The organism is Dyella terrae (assembly GCF_022394535.1).
In the GTDB taxonomy this organism is placed as follows: domain Bacteria; phylum Pseudomonadota; class Gammaproteobacteria; order Xanthomonadales; family Rhodanobacteraceae; genus Dyella.
Genome location: NZ_CP089414.1, coordinates 4,663,580 through 4,680,660 on the forward strand (window position 1 = coordinate 4,663,580; position 17,081 = coordinate 4,680,660).

A 17,081-nucleotide genomic window follows, 5' to 3' on the forward strand; every position below is an offset into this window, starting at 1 on the left:
AAGCTTTGCCGCGGCACGCCACTTCCGCGCCATGTCCCGGTCGGCATACTCCGGACTTTGAGCCAAGAGCCCCCACCATGACCTCACCGACCCTCCGCCTCATCGCTCCGTCGGGCTACCCGCATGACCGGGAAGCCATGACACGCGGCATCGCGCGCCTGCGTTCGGCCGGTTGCGTCGTGGAGGGTGTGGACGTGCTGGATCGCGTGGAGCATCGCTTCGCGGGCAACGATGACGCGCGCGTGGCAGACATCAATGCGCTAGCCACGGCGCACACGCTGCCGGATATCGCGCTGTCGGTGCGGGGCGGTTATGGCGCCACGCGCCTGCTGGAGCACATTCACTACGACGCCATGCGCGAGCGCCTTGCGGGCACGAACACGCTGCTGGTCGGCCACAGCGATTTCACGGCCATCCAGATGGCCCTCTACGTGAAGTGCGGACTCATCACCTTCGGTGGCCCGATGCTGGGGCCCGATTTCGGCGCGCCCGAACTCAACGGGCTCATGTGGGAACACTTCTGGCGCGCCGTGGGCGAGCCAGAGTCCGCAGCGAGTTGGAACACGCCGACTCAGGAGGAGCTGGACGTCGAAGGCCCGCTGTGGGGCGGCAACCTCGCCATGCTGTGCAGCCTGCTGGGTACCCCGTACTTCCCGGCCATCGACGACGGCATTCTGTTCGTGGAGGACGTGGGCGAACCCCCCCCCTTCCGTATCGAACGCCTGCTGTACCAGTTGCACCTGTCGGGCGTGCTGGATCGCCAGAAGGCGCTGGTGTTGGGCCATTTCACCCACTGCCGCCCGCATACCTATGACAACGGCTACGACACCGGGGCCGCCTTCGAGCAGATCGCCCGGGTGGCCCGTATCCCGATTATCCATGGCCTGCCGTTCGGCCATGAGGTGGACAAATTCACCCTTCCGTTTGGTGCGCCGGCCCGCCTAGAGGTGTCGGCAGGGCGCGCCAGCCTGACATTCCGGGGGCATCCGGTGCTTGCCGGGGCGATCTCCCGGCCCGATCCGGGCACGTTGCCCCAAATCCCGTAAAATAGACGGCCCCGCCGGGCCATACCCCAGGAAACACGTTCAATGAAGATCATCGAAGGCGATTTCGCCACGCCCAAGGGCCGTTTTGCCATTGTCGCCGGCCGTTTCAACGGCTTCGTCGTCGAGCCTCTGGTGGCTGGCGCGCGTGACACGCTGGTGCGCCATGGCGTGAAGGACGACTCGATCGAACTAATCCGCGTGCCCGGCGCGTGGGAAATCGCGCTGGCCGCCCATAAAGTGGCCAACTCCGGCAAGTACGCTGCGGTGATCGCGCTGGGCGCCGTCATCCGTGGTTCCACTCCGCATTTCGACTACGTGGCCGGCGAGTGCGCCAAGGGCCTGGCCCAGGCGGCTTATGCCTCCGGCGTGCCGGTGGCGTTTGGTGTGCTCACCACCGACAACATCGAACAGGCCATCGAGCGCTCCGGCACCAAGGCCGGCAACAAGGGCGCGGATGCTGCACTGGCCGCGCTCGAGATGGTCAACCTTTACGGAAAGCTGTGATGACGCGTCCCGAAGGCATCGACCTGGCCGCACGCTCGCGTGCGCGTCGCCGCGCGCTGCAGGCCATCTATGCATGGCAGATCGGCGGTAGCCGCATGGCTGCCGTGATCGAGCAGTTCCGCCACGAGCAGGATATGGAAGTGGCTGACCTCGAGTACTTCGAGGATCTGCTGCGCGGCGTAGAGCAGCATGTCGAGGCCATCGACGACGCCTTGAAGCCCTACGTGGATCGCGAAGTCGGCCAGATCGACCCGATCGAGCGCGCGGCCCTGCGCCTGGCTACGTACGAGCTGAAGTATCGCCCGGACGTGCCGTACCGCGTGATCATCAACGAAGCCATCGAAGTGACCAAGCGCTTCGGCGCTGATCATGGCCACAGCTATGTCAACGGCGTGCTGGACAAGCTGGCCACCGCACTCCGTTCCACCGAGAAGCGCGGTTGATGAACGGCGCCACGGAGGTTACGTCCGTGGTTCCGGTGCTCGATACCGGACGTTTGCGCCTGCGTGCGCACCGTGCTGAAGACCATGCCGAACGCGTCGCCATCTGGTCCGATCCCGAGGTGACGCGTTTCATCGGCGGCCGTCCATTGACCGCCGAAGAAGTGTGGCGGCGCTTCCTGCAGTACATGGGCTTGTGGAGCGTGCTCGGCTACGGCTATTGGGCTGTGGAAGAGAAAGCCACCGGCCGCTACATCGGCGACATCGGCTTTGCCGACTTCAGGCGCGAGATGGAGCCGTCGCTGCACGGCATGCTGGAGTTCGGCTGGGTGCTGGCGCCGCATGTTCACGGTAAAGGCTACGCGAGCGAAGCGGTAGCCGCCGCCGTGGCCTGGGGCGAGCAGCACTTTGGCGGCCGACGTGCCGTGTGCATCATTTCTCCCGAGAATCTGCCTTCCATCCGCGTGGCCGAGAAAGCCGGCTTCACGCACTGGCAGGACACCCTCTATCACGGCAGCCCGACCATCGTCTTCAGTCGATAAGTCCTGCCATTCCGACGAGGAAGCTCGCCATGGAATTTCGACTGATCGACCGCATCCGCGAACGCACCGCACAGGGGCGCGAGGACGTAAAGCTGGGCATTGGCGATGACGCCGCCATGGTCGCTCCGCCCGTTGGGCAGGAAGTCGCGATCGCCATCGACACGATGGTGGAAGGCGTGCATTTCCCCGTGGGCACGGCGGCTGCCGACATTGGCTGGAAATCCCTGGCGGTGAATCTCTCCGACCTCGCGGCCATGGGCGCGAGCCCTGCATGGGCGCTGCTGGCGTTGACCTTGCCGTCGCAACCGGCGGAACAGCTCCGCCAGTTCATCGACGACTACGCGGAAGGTTTTGCGCAACTGGCGCAACCGCATCGCCTTGCACTGATCGGCGGAGACACGACGCGTGGTGCGTTAACCATCAGCGTGGCCGTGCATGGCTTCGTGCCGCCGGGCAAGGCGCTGACGCGCGCGGGCGCACGTGCTGGCGACGTGGTGCTGGTCACCGGCACGCTGGGCGATGCCGCCGCAGGGCTCAAGCTATGGCAACGTGGTGCGCGCGTGGACGAAGGCGACGGTCGCGCTGCGTACCTGATCGAACGTCTTCACCGACCCACGCCACGCCTCGCCGCTGGGCTTACGCTGCGTGGCCGCGCCAGCGCGTGCATTGATGTCTCCGATGGCTTGCTAGCCGATCTCGGCCATATCTGCGAAGAGAGCGGGCTGGGCGCGGAGATCGACGCGGAACTGCTGCCGCGTTCGCCCATGCTGATGGCCAGCTTCGACGAGCTGACCGTGCGGGACTTTGCGTTGGCCGGCGGCGATGATTACGAATTGTGTTTCACCGTGCCGGCCGCGTTGGTCGCCGACGTGCAGAGCGACCTTGCACGCTTGGGTTGCGGCGCCACGCGCATAGGACGCATGGTGGAAGGCGAGGGCGTACGCGTGCGCGACGCCCAGGGACAATGGCTGGAAGCCGCGCACCGCGGCTGGGACCACTTCGCATGAGCGACAAAAAGATCCTCACCCCTGAACAACGCCGTCAGTTGCTCGCCACGCCGGCAGGCTGGTTGGCCTGCGGTTTCGGTTCGGGCCTCGCGCCGGTAGCGCAGGGCACGTTCGGTTCGCTGGCGGCGGTGCTGCCATGGTTATTTTTACGCACGTTGCCGCTGCAGCTGTACGTCTTCGCCATCGCGGTGGCGTTCTCGATAGGCGTATGGGCTTGCGGCGTGGCGGGGCGCGCGGTGGGCGTGGATGATCACCGCAGCATCGTGTGGGATGAGTTCGTGGGCTTGTGGATCGCCTTGATCCCGGCGCTGGTAGCGCCGTGGTGGAGCGTGGTTGTGGGCTTCGCGTTGTTCCGTTTGTTTGATGTGTGGAAGCCGTGGCCGATTGGGTGGCTGGATCGGCGCCTCAAGGGGGGGCTTGGGGGTGATGGTGGATGATGTGGTGGCGGGGGTGTTTGCGGGGGTGGTGCTTGGGGTGGTGTTGGTGGCGTTGCGTTGAGTGGGCTGGCGCCTTGGCTCTACTCCCTCTCCCCTTTTGGGGAGAGGGTTGGGGTGAGGGGCGGGTGCTCGCCTTACCGTTTGTTTCGTCACCCCGGCGCAGGCCGGGGTCCAGAGCCTCGGTGTTTGGTTGTCGCGTGGCGTTGCCTGGCCGCCTACGCGGCGGGCGTTTCGCCCTCCTGCCGGAGGCCGGGTCACTTTTCTTTGCTTGCCCAAAGAAAAGTAACCCGAAGAAAGGGCCTCCCGGATGAGGCGCCTATCGGGCAGAAGCCCGATAGGTACGCGGTCGGGTTCCGGGCTTTTCGACGGGGCTCCTGCCCCGGCGAAAAGTGGCTGGCATCCTTGCCAGCCACACCTGCGGGGCCTTCTCTCCACCCGCCCGCCGCCTCATACGGGGACCTGGTAGCTCAAGAGCTAGAGCCGACGGCTCGTGCCGCTGCGCTGCACATCGCGTCGCGGAGCGTGGCGATGCGACCCAACGTGTTGTTGACGACGTCGCATGTTGGTGTCGGTTAGAAGTAGGGTTCCGTAAGTCTTCCCGGATTCTCGCTGCGCTTCATCCGGGCTACGTTGCTAGCCTCTGCGATCGGGAAGCGTAGCGAAGACCGCTTTAAGTCCTCTTCGCATCGGCGCGTTGCGAAACGCTTCGGAGTACCCGCTGTGTAGCGGCGAAGGTTGCCAAACCCCGCGATTCCTCAGCCGTTCGGGCTTATCCCCACGCCATGCAGAGCTCCTCAGTGTATCGGTGCGTTGCGGTGTAGCCATATCGTCCAATAAGGAGATCGCGCGGTACCGATTACCTCGGGGGCCAAGGCTTGTATTCAACACGACGCTACCGGAGCTTTGGAGGCCATTTTCTTTGGGTTACTTTTCTTTTGGGCCAGCAAAAGAAAAGTGACTCGGCCTTCGGCAGAAGGTCGAAACGCCCGCTGCGTAAGCGGCCAGGTCGCGGGAGCGCACGAGGCGATAGCCGACCACTGGTGCAACTGGATGACCAGCCCTTCGGCTGTTGAAAAGCGCCTCCTGCCTTCGCAGGAATGACGGCTAAAGAATGAAGCGGCGAGGCGAGCACCCACCCCTCACCCCAACCCTCTCGCCGTAGGGGAGAGTGAGTAAGGCTGATGCGCCCCAAGCGCTTCACGCAAATACAGGCCTCGCCGGCTCCACAGCGAAAACAAACCATTGAAGCGCCCACCTCGCGATAGCGCCACAAACAAACCAGCCATCCAAACAACTGCCCCATCCTCGCCATAAATCCGCCACGCCCCACCTAAGCCACCGCGTTATATTTCGATGTTGCGGTTTCCATTCGATGCCAGCGCGTCGAAGCCGCGGGGAAAACCAGGGATAGGGGAAAGGCGTGAACCGATTGCCGGGGCTGGATGTGCTGCGCGCGACTGCGATCGTGTGGGTGATGATTTTCCACTCGTTTGTCGTCGATGGCTGGGGCCATTTCGGTGGCATCGAGAGGAACGGTTGGATGGGTGTGGACCTGTTCTTCGTACTGAGTGGCTTCCTGATCGGTTCGCAGGTGCTCCGGCCATTGGCGGAGGGCGGGGTGTTCCGCTTCGGGGATTTCTACCTGCGCCGTGCGTTTCGCATCCTTCCTGCCTACCTGGTGGTAGTGGCCGCCTATTTCATCTGGCCTTCCATTCGCGAGGTGGATCAGATCCAGCCGCTGTGGCAGTTCCTTACGTTCACGGTGAACCTGCTGATCGAAGCGCGGTATCACCTTGCGTTCTCCCACGTATGGTCGCTGTGCGTGGAGGAGCATTTTTACCTGCTGTTTCCGCTACTGGCATGGTGGCTGGTGCGGCGCCCGTCGGTGCGTCGGTTCGCGGTGGTCTGCTCGGTCGTGGTGCTCGGCGGCATGCTGGTGCGTGGTGGCATTTGGGTGTGGGGGATGGAGCCGATCGAGAGCGTTGACCAAAATTCCTATAACAAAATGTTCCTCGAGGGCGTTTACTACCCAACGTGGTCCCGTCTGGACGGCCTTTTGATGGGTGTGATGCTGGCTACGGCCAGGATCTACCGGCCCGTCCTCTGGTCCCGATGGGGGCGCCACGCCAACGGCTTTCTGCTCGCAGGGGTAGCGGTAGTCGGCGGTTCGATCTGGCTGTTCCGTGATCGGACCGGCTTCATTCCCACGGTGCTGGGATATCCGTTGCTTTCCTTCGGCATGGGCTTGCTGGTGTTTGCCGGTGCCCAGGCATCTGGCGTGCTCGCGCGGTTGCGGGTGCCGGGGGCGGGGTGGCTGGCGGCGGTCTCGTACAGCATGTACCTGTCACACAAAGCGGTGTTCCATATGACGGAATCCGTGACGGGGGCATGGCTGGACGGCCACGGCGTACTGACCTTCGCGGGGTATGCGTTGGCGGTACTGGTAGTGGGGGCGGTGCTTTACTACGGGGTGGAGCGTCCGTTCCTTGCTTTGCGTGAACGTGTTTTGCGTCAGGCGCCGGCAAAGGCGCAAGCCACCGGCGTGATTGCCGGAGCCGGCACGGAGGCGGCCTGACGCGGATCCAGAAGGAAGGTCGCTCCTAGGGGAGGGTGTCATGTACAAACTCGCACGCATTGTGTGTTTCATGCTGTTGTTGTTGCTCGTACCCAGTACCGTGTTGGCCGCTACGGCGGCGCCGGTAGGTCCGTGTCGCATGATCGATCCGTCGACCTGCGCGAACGCCAACCAGTTGGCGCATGCCAATGGTTTCGCGACGGCACTGGGGCATTTCGCGGGAGATAACAAGGTCAGCTATTTCCGCGGCAGCCGTTCGATCAGTGAAGAGGCGCTGGCGGCGTTGGGGGGCTCGTCGCCGTCGGTGCAGACGTTGGCAGGCAACCGCTATCTGTTCACGGCCTGTCCGACGCGCGAATGTGGCGGCAGCGCGGCAGCGGTGATCGTCAACGAGTACGGCCAGATCGAGGCGCTGGGTTTTTCCAGCTACCACTGCGAAACGGCTTGCGATGATTTCCGTCACCTGGACTTCTACGTTCGCAAGGACGGCGACAATGGAACGCTGCTTGCCGCATTGAAAGCCTGGGCGACGGGTGACGCACTGAAGAGCACCATATGGCGTCCCGATGGCGACCAAGGGCTCGACGGGCGATCAAGCGTCCATACATTGCCCTGATCTGCGGTTCGCGGGGAACGGTCGCCATCGCGGCGACCGTTCGCGCTTGCATCATGTGCAGATGCGCAACGCGATGTAGGGAAAGATGAAAAGCAACCAGATGGCGACCTTGTAGCCGGCCATGCCGGCGTAGTGGATTGCATCGAAGGTTTCCACGCTGAAACGGAACCAGCGTCTGTGCCACGAATACATGCGGTCGTGCAGGGTCAGAAACAGCGTGAACCACACCGTCACCAGCAACAGGTTGAGGATGGCGGACCATCCCAGCACGCTGCGCCATAGTTCGACGGTCATGCCCGCGTCACCGCTTAAGCCTTCGCATCGAGCACGATGCGGTAGCGCGCCTTACCCTCTTCCAGGTGCTTGAGCGCGGCATTGATGTCCGACATCGGGAACATCTCTACCTGAGGCCGGACATCATGGCGTGTGGCGAAGTCGAGCAGGGTGGCGATGTCTTCGGGGGCGCCCGTGGGTGAGCTGGAGATCTCACGCTCCGCACCCATCAGTTGAAAGATGGATACCGGAATCGGCTCGACCACTGCGCCGACCACATGCATGCGTCCGCGCGGCGCCAGTGTGTTGATCAGTGCGCCCCAGTCCAGCGATACGTTCACCGTGACCAGCAGCAGGTCCAGTGATCGCGCGAGGGCCTTGATGGCCGAAGTGTCGCGGCTGGACACCACGTTATGCGCACCGAAGGCGCGGGCTTCGTCGGCTTTGGCCGCGGTGGAGGTGAACGCCGTCACCTCGCAGCCCCAGGCCCTGGCGAGCTTTACCGCCATGTGGCCCAGCCCGCCGATACCGACCACCCCGACGCGTGCGGTCGGACTCACCTCGTAGGCGAGAAACGGCTTGAGCACGGTGATGCCGCCGCAGAGCAGCGGACCGGCGCTGGGCAGGTCGATGCCTTCGGGCAGCGGGATGGCCCATGCCCAGTGGGCGCGCACTTTGTCAGCGAAGCCGCCGTGGCGGCCGCCGATGGTCGCTTCCAGTTCGGCGCACAGGTTCTGGTGCCCGGACAGGCATTGCTTGCAGTGCATGCAGCTGTTGGAACTCCAGCCGATGCCCACGCGCTGGCCGATCGTCAGCCCTTTGGCCTGGGGGCCGAGCGCGGTGACGCGACCGATCACTTCGTGGCCGGGGACAAAGGGAAAACGCGCCATGCCCCATTCGTTGTTGATCATCGAGAGATCGGAATGGCAGATGCCGCAGTAGTCCACGGCTACTTCCACCTGCTCGGCGCCCAGCGGGCCGAGATCGAACTCCGAAAGCACGAGCGGCTTGCCAGCCTGCTCGGCGGCCCAACCCTTCATCGTTGACATGCGGTCTCGCTCCGGTGGGAAAGCGTGATGGGTGCCAAATCCGAGGAGTTTAGGGCGGCGCTCGTTGGTGTCGCGTGTAAACCGCGATGATGGACGAACGACATGCGCTCTTGGCATGCTGATGAGTCACCACTGATCGGAGCGCCCCCATGCAATATCGACGTCTTGGCAAATCCGGCCTGCAACTGTCCGCGCTATCGTTTGGCGCGTGGGTCACGTTCGGCAAGCAGGTGGGGCGTTCGCTGGCGCGCAATCTGTTGGCGACGGCACACGACAACGGCATCAACTTCTTCGACAACGCAGAGACCTATAACGACGGCGTGGCCGAGACCCTGATGGGCGACGTGCTGGCCGACCTGCGTTTTCCGCGCGACAGCTATTGCGTGTCCAGCAAGGTGTATTTCGGCGCAGTGGACAACCCGCTGCCCACGCAGCGCGGCCTGTCGCGCAAGCATGTCATCGAAGCCTGCAATCAGGCACTGCAGCGGCTGCGCGTGGGGCACCTGGATCTCTACTTCTGCCATCGCCCCGATCCGGATACGCCGATCGCCGAGACGGTGGCGGCGATGGACACGCTGGTACGGCAGGGCAAGGTGCTTTACTGGGGCACCAGCGAATGGCCGGCGGAGGCCATCGTGGAAGCGCATCGCGTGGCGAAAGAAAACCATATGTATGCGCCGGTGATGGAGCAACCGCAGTACAACCTGCTGCACCGGGAGCGCGTAGAGCAGGAGTACGCGCCGCTGTACGACGCCTACGGCATGGGCACCACCATCTGGTCGCCGCTGGCCTCCGGCTTGTTGAGCGGCAAGTACAACCAGGGCGTGCCGGCAGAGTCGCGGCTGGCGCAGCCAGGCTACGAGTGGTTGAAGGAGGCGGTGCTGGAGCACGATGCCTCGCGACTGGACAAGGTGAAACGCCTGGCACCGATCGCGGCCGAGCTTGGTGTGTCGATGGCGCAGCTCTCCATTGCGTGGTGCCTGGTCAATCCGCACGTGTCCACGGTGATGCTTGGGGCAAGCAAGGTGGAGCAGTTGGAGCAGAACCTGGGGGCGCTAGCCTTGTTGCCGAAGTTGGACGCAGAGGTGCTCAGGCATATCGAGCAAGCGGTGGCCTGAAGCAAGGTCCTCAACGGAAGGCGAAGCCGGTGTCGGGTCACCGGTTTTGCCCGCGGCTTGCCAGACTTTGCCCGTGCCTCGCCTGATGACGGTCCCCGCCGTTCGCATGCGCTGGTCATCATGCGTGAACACTCCACAAGGAATGCCACCGCATGAAGCTCCTTCGCCACGCGTTATTCGGCTGCCTCGCCTTAACCGCCGCTTCGGCTCACGCCGATCACCCGGAATGGACGCAGCCGCAAAAGCCGTTTCGCGTCTACGGCAACACCTATTACGTTGGCACCCACGGACTCTCTTCCATTCTGATCCGCTCGGCGGATGGCCTGATCTTGATCGACGGCACGCTGCCGGAGAATGCGCCGCAGGTGGAGGCCAACATCAAGGCGCTGGGCTTCCGCTTGAAGGACGTGAAGCTGATCCTCAACTCGCACGCGCATTCCGATCACGCAGGCGCTATTGCCGCCATTGCGCGCGACAGCGGCGCGCGCGTGGTGGCCAGCGAGGTCGGTGCGAAGGAGTTGATGGTGGGCGGCCACTTTCCCGACGATCCGCAGTTTGGCGAGGCGCCGGAGTATCCGCCGGTTTCGCATGTCGATGTCGTTCCGGATAACGGCGTCGTGCGCGTTGGCGACGTAACCGTGACCGCGCATTACACGCCAGGCCATACACCGGGCAGTACGAGTTGGACGTGGGAGTCGTGCGAAAGCGGTCGCTGCTTGCACATGGTCTATGCCGACAGCCTTGGCGCTTTCACCGCCGATGGTTCCGATTATCGCTACAGCGACCCGGCGCATCTGGAGCGCGTGACCAACTATCGGCATGGCATTGCCGTGATCGCCGCGTTGCCCTGCGACATCCTGATGTCGCCGCACCCCGACCAGAGCGATTTCCTTGAGCGCGTGGCTCGCCGCGATGCAGGGGTGAAGCCCAATCCGCTGATCGACACAGGCGCCTGCCGCGCCTATGCGGAGGAAGGGACCCGGAAGCTCGACGCCAAGTTGGCGAAGGAGCGGGCGGGGCCGTAAATCAGGTGGTTGACACTTAAATGAGAATCATTATCATCAAAAGCGTCACCACACTCTCCTGCGGAGCTTCATCATGACCACGACGGTTTTGTCCCTGCCCCAGGGGGCCGAAGTACTGGCCCGCCCGTTTCGCCTGCTCAGCCTGAAGCCTTCGTCTCCTGTCACGCCGGACGCATCGACGCGCCGCGTGTCCAGTCAGGTGCTGCTCAAAGGCGGCCGGGAGCTGGTCATCCAGCATCAGGGCAGCGAGTACCACCTGCGTCTGACGCGAAACGACAAGTTGATCCTCACCAAGTAAGTGAGGGCGTGGCTCGCGCTACGGCGCGACCACTCACGGTTGCACCGTCCCCCCCGAGGGAAGCTTCATGGGCAGGGATGCCTCCATCTTTACCGGCCTCGCGCCGGGCACATTCACCGGGCCTATCGCCACGCGCTTCTTGCCGAACGCCAGCCGGGTCGTCTCCAGGGCTTTTCTCCAAGGAGCAAGATGATGTTTGGCTGGCTTGCGCACGCTTTCACCACGGTCCGGTCCTCTGCCGATACCGGGGCCTGGACCATCAGCCGGACCTCGGTCCCGATGTCCGGCACGGAGCTCGCCGCGCACCTTCCGCTGCTGGGCGGTGTGCTCTATCTGCCAGCCTGTCAGTCGTCGCGATCCAATCGCGAGCTCGCACCGGGCTGGCTGGTGGCGCGTGCGGATCTGGCGCCGTTGCTGCAGACGGAGGAGTTGCGAGCGTCGAGCATGATCGGCGCGGACGGTCCGCGTGAATGGATCGATTGCCTCGATGCGGGCGGTGCGTTTTGCGCACGTCTGCATCTGTTGCCCGACACGGACTATTTGGCATGGGATGCGTTGCTCGCGTGCGGTACGCCGCTGCCGGCGGCGCCGGTGTGTCCGGGGGAGGTGGCGTGCAAGGCGGCGATTGCTGAGTTGCTGTGTTTCCGGACGACGCGGTTGGCGTCGTTGAAGGTGTTGGATACGTTGCCGTTGGGTCGGCTCTCGTCGCTTGGGCGGGGTATTGCGCGGGATGTGGCGCGGGCTGCGGCGGTTGATTTGGCGCCTGGGTCGGGTGCCTGAGAGTTTGCTCCGCCTATCGTTTTTCGCGGCTCGTTGTTCCAGCGCGTAACCCCAGCTCTTCTCCCTCTCCCCTTCGGGGAGAGGGTTGGGGTGAGGGGCGGGTGCTCGCCTTATCGTTTCATTTTTAGCTGTCACCCCGGCGCAGGCTGGGTGCAGAGTTTCGGTGTTTGATTGTCGCGCGGCGGCGATCTGGCCGCTTACGCAGCGGGCGTTTCGACCTTCTGCCGAAGGCCGAGTCACTTTTCTTTGCTTGCCCACGCACGCGCAGGAGCGCGTGCGAACGGCGAAGCCGGCCCGAAGGGCGAAGGGCAGGATGCCCGGAGTAAAGAAAGTAACCCGAAGAAAGGGCACCCCGGATGAGGCGCCTTCCGGGCTACGCCCTCCAGGTACGCGTGCGGGTTCCGGGCTTTTCGATGGGGCTCCTGCCCCGGCGAAAAGGAATCGGCATCCTTGCCGATTCCCCTGCGGGCCTTTTCTCCACCCGCACGCCGCCTCATACGGGGACCCGGTAGGTCAAAGGCGGGAGCCAAGAGCGAGAGCCGCAGCCGAACAGGCCTTGAGGAGTGTCCACGGACGCTTGTCCGTCTGTCCGTGGCGGTGTCCGCGGACAATTGTCCGACCCGGCGGGGTGTTCTCAAGTGGCTGAAAAATAGCGAATAAATCGGGAGTTTTGGCTTGGCACGCAGATTGCTTATGTAGGTCAGGGGCCGCATTGTCCGCGGCCAGGGACCCATCCATGATTCGTGATACCTCCGCACAAGACCGCCTGGTCAAGGTCAAATCCAATCCCAAGCGCCGGTTCATGTTGATCGGCATCAGCGTGGCTGTGTTGGCGCTGCTGGCGCTATTCGGTCCGCGCATTGGGCGTCTGTTCTCGGCCGATGCATCGGTCAGCAGCACACGTCTTGCCTTTGCCACCGTCGGGCGAGGCCCCTTCGTGAGAGACATCGCTGCCGAAGGCAAGGTGGTGGCGGCTGTCAGCCCCACGCTTTATGCCGTCTACGGTGGCGCCGTGACGCTGAAAGTGCACGCGGGCGACGCGGTGAAGAAGGGCCTGGTACTCGCCGTCATCGAGAGCCCCGAGCTCACTAACAAGCTCGCTCAGGAGCAGAGCGCGGCCGACGCCATGCAGGTGGATTACCTGCGCGCGCAGATCGATGCGCGCAAGACGCGCGGCGAGCTGCAGAAGGCCTACGACAACGCCAACATCGACGAGCAGGGCGCCCAGCGCGACCTCGCGCGTTATCAGAAGGCGTTCGCTCAGGGGGCCGTGCCCAGCATGGACGTGGACAAGGCCAAGGACACGCTGGAGAAGATGCGCATCACGCTCGAGCATGCCAAGGCCGATCTGGCGACCAACACAGATAGCCTCAACTTCGACATCCAGTCGAAGAAGCTCGCGCACGAACGCCAACTGCTCTTGGTGAAAGACCTGCAGCGTCAGGTCGAAGACCTCAACGTGAAGTCGCCGGTCGACGGTCAGGTGGGTCAGCTGTTTATCGCCGAACGCGCCACCGTCGCCAAGGACGCGCAGTTGCTCAGCGTGATCGACCTCAGCGCGCTCGAAGTGGAAATGAAGGTGCCGGAAAGCTTCGCGCGTGATCTCGGCATTGGCATGACCGGCGAGATCAGCGGCAACGGCAGCACCTGGAAGGGTCTGGTCAGCGCCATTTCGCCCGAAGTGGTGAATGGTGAAGTCGCCGCCCGCCTGCGCTTCGACGGCGCCACGCCCAAGCAACTGCGTCAGAACCAGCGTCTGTCCGTGCGCATCCTGCTCGACAAGCGCGACAACGTGCTCACCGTGCAGCGCGGCTCCTTCGTCGACGAATCCGGCGGTAGCTACGCCTACATCGTGCGCGACGGCGTGGCGGAGAAACACACCATCCGCGTCGGCGCCAGCAGCATCGATAAGGTGGAGATCCTCGATGGCCTGAAGGAAGGCGACAACATCGTGATCTCCGGTACCGACAGCTTCAAGGGCGCCCAGCGCGTCGCCATCAGCAACTAACCACCACTCAAGGGACAACACCATGCTCAAGATGACTCATCTGTCCAAGGTCTACCGCACCGAAGTGGTGGAGACCTATGCGCTGCGCGACTTCAACATCAACGTCAACGAAGGCGAGTTCGTGGCGGTCACCGGCCCCTCCGGCTCGGGCAAGACCACCTTTCTCACCATCGCTGGCCTGCTCGAAACCTTCACGGGTGGCCAGTACCACCTCGACGGCGTGGAGGTGAGCAACCTCAACGACAACGAGCGCTCGCGCATCCGCAACGAGAAGATCGGCTTCATCTTCCAGGCGTTCAATCTGATTCCCGACCTCAACGTGTTCGATAACGTGGAAGTGCCGTTGCGCTATCGCGGCATGAAGGCGGCCGAGCGCAAGGAACGCATCATGAACGCGCTGGAACGCGTAGGCCTGGCCTCGCGCGCCAAGCACTATCCGGCCGAGCTCTCCGGCGGCCAGCAGCAGCGCGTCGCCATCGCTCGTGCACTGGCCGGCTCGCCGCGCCTGCTGCTGGCGGACGAACCGACCGGCAACCTGGACACGCAGATGGCCCGCGGCGTGATGGAGCTGCTGGAAGAGATCCACCGCGAAGGCGCAACCATCGTCATGGTGACGCACGATCCGGAACTGGCCGCTCGCGCCCAGCGCAACGTGCACATCATCGATGGTCAGGTGGTGGATCTGGCGGAAGACCCGCGCTTCCACCACGCCGTGACCTCGGCTCGCGCCGGCACCCCGGCCTGAGTATTGCCACCGTACCTCCCGCGTATGCGGGAGGTGGTTTCCGATGAGTGAAGGACGACCATGTTCGCCTACTACCTACAGCTTGGTTTGCGCAGTCTCAGGAAAAACCCGCTGTTGACCCTGCTGATGGTGTTGGCGATCGGCTGTGGTGTGGCCGCGTCGATGACCACCTACTCGGTGTTCCGCGCGACCTCCAACAACCCCATCCCTGAGAAGTCCTCGCAGCTCTACGTGCCGCAAATCGACAACTGGGGACCGGACGCTACCAACCGCAACAAGGGCGAGCCGCCCAACGCGATGACCTACACCGACGCCATCAATCTGATGCGCGACAAGCGTGCGAAGCGACAGACGGCGTTGTATCCCGCGGCGACGTCCATCGTGCCGACTGATCCGTCGATGCTGCCGTTTCGTGAAACTAGCTACGCGTGGTATGCGGACGCGTTCAGCATGTTCGACATTCCCTTCATCTACGGCCACTCCTGGACGGCGAACGAAGACGAGTCGCACGCAGCCGTGGCGGTCATCGGCAAGGAGCTCAACGACAAGCTGTTCAACGGCGCCAACAGCGTTGGCAAGAACGTTAACCTCAACGGGCGCGACTATCGCATCGTGGGTGTGGCCGACAAGTGGAATCCGGAGCCGGTGTTCTACGACGTGATCAACACGAACGGCTTTGACGATCCCATTGAAGTGTTCATCCCGTTCACGCGCGCCGTGGAATTGCAGACCACGACCAATGGCAACAACAACTGCAGCCACGACCCAGGCCAGGGTTGGGATTCGTGGATCCGCTCGGAGTGTGTGTGGCTTGGCTTCTGGGCCGAGCTACCGACGAAGTCCGAAGCCGACGCCTATCGCGCTTATCTCAATGGCTACGCCGCCGAACAGCAGCGCTCCGGCCGCTTCCAATGGGCGCCGAACACCCGTCTGCGCAACGTCACCGAATGGTTGGAGTACCAGAAAGTCGTGCCGCAGGAGGCCAAGGTCTCGCTGATGGTGTCGCTGGGCTTCCTGCTGATCTGTCTGGTGAATACGGTGGGGTTGCTGCTGGCGAAGTTCATGCGCCGCTCTTCGGAGATCGGCGTGCGCCGCGCCCTAGGTGCGCCGCGCAAGGAGATCTACCTGCAATTTCTGATCGAAGCGGCTGCCGTTGGTCTGGCGGGTGGCGTGGTCGGGCTGTTGCTCACGGGGCTGGGTGTGATGGGCGTGTCGCTGGTGTTCGAGCCGGATGTCGCCAAGCTGGCCAAGCTCGACCTGTCCCTGGTGCTGTTGACCATGCTTGTGGCCGTGCTGACGACAGTGCTGGCCGCCTTCTATCCCACGTGGCGTGCTGCGCAGGTGCAGCCGGCATGGCAGCTGAAATCCAATTGAGGCGATGATCATGATGCATATCAAGCCTATCCTCGCCGCGCTCAAGCGACACAAGGCCGGCACCATCCTCATCGCCATGCAGATCGCGTTGACGCTGGCGATCGTGTGCAACGCGGTCTTCATCATTCACCAGCGCCTGGATCGCGTGAATCGACCCACCGGCATGGTGGAAACCGACCTGATGGCCATCCAAAGCAGTTTTGTAGGCAAAGGCGATAACGAGGGTGGGCCGCAGATCAAGGCGGATCTACAGGCCCTGCGCCAAATGCCGGGTGTGCAGGATGCCGTCTCGCTCAATTCCTATCCGTTGCGTGGCGGTGGCTGGTCCACGGGTGTGCGCACCGATGTGGACGCCAAGGACTCCAAAGCACACACCACGCAGTACTTCGGCGACGAACACGTGCTGTCGACGATGGGGCTTCGGTTGGTCGCGGGGCGCAACTTCCGCTCCGACGAGATCGTGGTGGCCGATCCCAGGGCGATACCGGATGCCTCCATGGTGATCGTGAGCAAGCAATTGGCCGACAACATGTACCCGGACGGCTCTGCCCTCGGCAAACCCATCTATATCGGCGACACCAAGAAGCCGACCACCATCATCGGGATCGTGGAGCGTCTGGGGGTGCCGTGGAACGCCGTTTGGTCGGATGACTTCTACGAATACTCGTTGATTCAGCCGGTACAGCTGACCAGCCCTTTCACCAGCTATCTGATCCGCACCAAGCCAGGCCAGCTGGCGAGCGTAATGAAGGCGGCGCCGGCGTTGCTGGTGAAGGTGGAGCGCATGCGCGTGATTCCCAGCGAGCGTGGCGTGCGGAGTTTTGAGCAGGTACGTGAGAACGCCTACAAGGGCGACCGCGGTATGGCGATCCTGATGGGTGTGGTGTGCCTGGTGCTGTTGGGCGTCACTGCAGCGGGCATCGTGGGTCTCACCAGCTTCTGGGTGGGCCAGCGCCGCAAACAGATCGGCGTGCGGCGCGCACTGGGTGCGACCAAGCGCGACATCCTTAGCTACTTCCTTACCGAAAACCTGTTGATTGGCATGGTGGGTGTCGTGATCGGTGCATTGCTCGCCGTCGGCATGAACCTATGGCTGGTCACACAGTTCGAGATGGCACGCCTGTCGCTGGTCTACGTGTTGGTCGGCGTGGTTGCCCTGCTGCTGCTGGGGCAGGGCGCGGTGCTGGCGCCGGCGCTGCGGGCCTCGCGGGTATCTCCGGTGGAAGCGACGCGTTCGGTGTGAT

Annotated in this window: 17 protein-coding genes and 1 pseudogene; 16 read left to right on the forward strand and 2 right to left on the reverse strand. The window is 63.5% G+C overall.

Going from position 1 to position 17,081, the window contains the following annotated elements; translation table 11 throughout:
- The first annotated feature begins 77 nt into the window (after positions 1-77).
- The 8 genes and pseudogenes from ldcA (at position 78) to DYST_RS20535 (ending at position 7,167) form a co-directional block, all read left to right on the forward strand.
- Positions 78-1,046 carry a muramoyltetrapeptide carboxypeptidase gene (ldcA, locus tag DYST_RS20500; protein WP_239947987.1) on the forward strand — a complete coding sequence of 323 codons (969 nt, stop codon included), beginning with the start codon at positions 78-80 and terminating at the stop codon, positions 1,044-1,046.
- Positions 1,047-1,088: 42 nt separating this feature from the next.
- Positions 1,089-1,550, forward strand: a complete 462-nt coding sequence (gene ribH, locus DYST_RS20505; RefSeq protein ID WP_102301186.1) for a 6,7-dimethyl-8-ribityllumazine synthase — start codon at positions 1,089-1,091, stop codon at positions 1,548-1,550.
- Positions 1,550-1,993 carry a transcription antitermination factor NusB gene (gene nusB / locus DYST_RS20510; protein WP_199043799.1) on the forward strand — a complete coding sequence of 148 codons (444 nt, stop codon included), beginning with the start codon at positions 1,550-1,552 and terminating at the stop codon, positions 1,991-1,993. The genes ribH and nusB overlap by 1 nt, the downstream gene beginning before the upstream one ends.
- Positions 1,993-2,532 (forward strand): GNAT family N-acetyltransferase, encoded by a 540-nt coding sequence (locus tag DYST_RS20515; protein WP_239947989.1) that lies wholly within the window; start codon positions 1,993-1,995, stop codon positions 2,530-2,532. Before nusB ends, DYST_RS20515 begins: the two co-directional genes overlap by 1 nt.
- A gap of 29 nt (positions 2,533-2,561) precedes the next feature.
- Positions 2,562-3,539, forward strand: a complete 978-nt coding sequence (gene thiL, locus DYST_RS20520) for a thiamine-phosphate kinase (protein WP_239947990.1) — start codon at positions 2,562-2,564, stop codon at positions 3,537-3,539.
- Positions 3,536-4,037 (forward strand): annotated as a pseudogene (locus DYST_RS20525) (phosphatidylglycerophosphatase A family protein). The gene thiL and the pseudogene DYST_RS20525 overlap by 4 nt, the downstream one beginning before the upstream one ends.
- Before the next feature lie 1,359 nt (positions 4,038-5,396).
- The gene (locus DYST_RS20530) at positions 5,397-6,551 is read left to right on the forward strand and encodes an acyltransferase family protein (RefSeq protein ID WP_275666880.1); all 1,155 of its coding nucleotides are present in this window, start codon (positions 5,397-5,399) and stop codon (positions 6,549-6,551) included.
- A gap of 40 nt (positions 6,552-6,591) precedes the next feature.
- Positions 6,592-7,167: a hypothetical protein gene (locus tag DYST_RS20535; protein WP_239947992.1), complete on the forward strand. Its 576-nt coding sequence runs from the start codon at positions 6,592-6,594 to the stop codon at positions 7,165-7,167.
- A 51-nt stretch (positions 7,168-7,218) separates the two neighbouring features.
- Here DYST_RS20535 and DYST_RS20540 read toward each other — a convergent pair whose 3' ends face one another.
- Together DYST_RS20540 and ahr are read right to left on the reverse strand one after the other, a co-directional pair.
- Positions 7,219-7,461, reverse strand: coding sequence for a DUF6868 family protein (locus DYST_RS20540; RefSeq protein WP_239947994.1), 243 nt, complete (start codon positions 7,459-7,461; stop codon positions 7,219-7,221).
- 14 nt (positions 7,462-7,475) lie between these two features.
- Positions 7,476-8,489, reverse strand: coding sequence for an NADPH-dependent aldehyde reductase Ahr (gene ahr / locus DYST_RS20545; protein ID WP_239947996.1), 1,014 nt, complete (start codon positions 8,487-8,489; stop codon positions 7,476-7,478).
- 149 nt (positions 8,490-8,638) lie between these two features.
- Here ahr and DYST_RS20550 point away from each other — a divergent pair, with 149 nt between their 5' ends.
- The 8 genes from DYST_RS20550 to DYST_RS20585 all read left to right on the forward strand — a co-directional run bounded on the left by DYST_RS20550 (position 8,639) and on the right by DYST_RS20585 (position 17,080).
- The gene (locus DYST_RS20550; RefSeq protein ID WP_239947998.1) at positions 8,639-9,607 is read left to right on the forward strand and encodes a potassium channel beta subunit family protein; all 969 of its coding nucleotides are present in this window, start codon (positions 8,639-8,641) and stop codon (positions 9,605-9,607) included.
- A gap of 152 nt (positions 9,608-9,759) precedes the next feature.
- Positions 9,760-10,632: a subclass B3 metallo-beta-lactamase gene (bla, locus tag DYST_RS20555; RefSeq protein WP_239948000.1), complete on the forward strand. Its 873-nt coding sequence runs from the start codon at positions 9,760-9,762 to the stop codon at positions 10,630-10,632.
- Positions 10,633-10,705: 73 nt separating this feature from the next.
- The gene (gene hemP, locus DYST_RS20560) at positions 10,706-10,930 is read left to right on the forward strand and encodes a hemin uptake protein HemP (protein WP_239948001.1); all 225 of its coding nucleotides are present in this window, start codon (positions 10,706-10,708) and stop codon (positions 10,928-10,930) included.
- A 279-nt stretch (positions 10,931-11,209) separates the two neighbouring features.
- Positions 11,210-11,710 carry a hypothetical protein gene (locus tag DYST_RS20565; RefSeq protein ID WP_239948003.1) on the forward strand — a complete coding sequence of 167 codons (501 nt, stop codon included), beginning with the start codon at positions 11,210-11,212 and terminating at the stop codon, positions 11,708-11,710.
- Between the two features lie 736 nt (positions 11,711-12,446).
- Positions 12,447-13,718, forward strand: a complete 1,272-nt coding sequence (locus tag DYST_RS20570; protein ID WP_239948005.1) for an efflux RND transporter periplasmic adaptor subunit — start codon at positions 12,447-12,449, stop codon at positions 13,716-13,718.
- 22 nt (positions 13,719-13,740) lie between these two features.
- A complete protein-coding gene (locus DYST_RS20575; RefSeq protein WP_102301173.1) occupies positions 13,741-14,463 on the forward strand; it encodes an ABC transporter ATP-binding protein in 723 nt (240 codons plus the stop codon).
- A 60-nt stretch (positions 14,464-14,523) separates the two neighbouring features.
- On the forward strand, positions 14,524-15,837 hold the full coding sequence (locus DYST_RS20580) for an ABC transporter permease (protein WP_239948007.1): 1,314 nt from the start codon (positions 14,524-14,526) through the stop codon (positions 15,835-15,837).
- A 10-nt stretch (positions 15,838-15,847) separates the two neighbouring features.
- Positions 15,848-17,080 carry an ABC transporter permease gene (locus tag DYST_RS20585; RefSeq protein WP_428993932.1) on the forward strand — a complete coding sequence of 411 codons (1,233 nt, stop codon included), beginning with the start codon at positions 15,848-15,850 and terminating at the stop codon, positions 17,078-17,080.
- Position 17,081: the final 1 nt, after the last annotated feature.

Bases quoted from the DNA above. Each gene is read 5' to 3' on its own strand.
- DYST_RS20515 (WP_239947989.1), top strand. From the start codon at position 1,993: ATGAACGGCGCCACGGAGGTTACGTCCGTGGTTCCGGTGCTCGATACC.
- DYST_RS20535 (WP_239947992.1), top strand. From the start codon at position 6,592: ATGTACAAACTCGCACGCATTGTGTGTTTCATGCTGTTGTTGTTGCTC.
- ribH (WP_102301186.1), top strand. From the start codon at position 1,089: ATGAAGATCATCGAAGGCGATTTCGCCACGCCCAAGGGCCGTTTTGCC.
- bla (WP_239948000.1), top strand. From the start codon at position 9,760: ATGAAGCTCCTTCGCCACGCGTTATTCGGCTGCCTCGCCTTAACCGCC.
- nusB (WP_199043799.1), top strand. From the start codon at position 1,550: ATGACGCGTCCCGAAGGCATCGACCTGGCCGCACGCTCGCGTGCGCGT.
- ahr (WP_239947996.1), bottom strand. From the start codon at position 8,489: ATGTCAACGATGAAGGGTTGGGCCGCCGAGCAGGCTGGCAAGCCGCTC.
- DYST_RS20575 (WP_102301173.1), top strand. From the start codon at position 13,741: ATGCTCAAGATGACTCATCTGTCCAAGGTCTACCGCACCGAAGTGGTG.
- DYST_RS20580 (WP_239948007.1), top strand. From the start codon at position 14,524: ATGTTCGCCTACTACCTACAGCTTGGTTTGCGCAGTCTCAGGAAAAAC.
- thiL (WP_239947990.1), top strand. From the start codon at position 2,562: ATGGAATTTCGACTGATCGACCGCATCCGCGAACGCACCGCACAGGGG.
- DYST_RS20540 (WP_239947994.1), bottom strand. From the start codon at position 7,461: ATGACCGTCGAACTATGGCGCAGCGTGCTGGGATGGTCCGCCATCCTC.
- ldcA (WP_239947987.1), top strand. From the start codon at position 78: ATGACCTCACCGACCCTCCGCCTCATCGCTCCGTCGGGCTACCCGCAT.
- DYST_RS20550 (WP_239947998.1), top strand. From the start codon at position 8,639: ATGCAATATCGACGTCTTGGCAAATCCGGCCTGCAACTGTCCGCGCTA.
- hemP (WP_239948001.1), top strand. From the start codon at position 10,706: ATGACCACGACGGTTTTGTCCCTGCCCCAGGGGGCCGAAGTACTGGCC.
- DYST_RS20570 (WP_239948005.1), top strand. From the start codon at position 12,447: ATGATTCGTGATACCTCCGCACAAGACCGCCTGGTCAAGGTCAAATCC.
- DYST_RS20565 (WP_239948003.1), top strand. From the start codon at position 11,210: ATGTCCGGCACGGAGCTCGCCGCGCACCTTCCGCTGCTGGGCGGTGTG.
- DYST_RS20585 (WP_428993932.1), top strand. From the start codon at position 15,848: ATGATGCATATCAAGCCTATCCTCGCCGCGCTCAAGCGACACAAGGCC.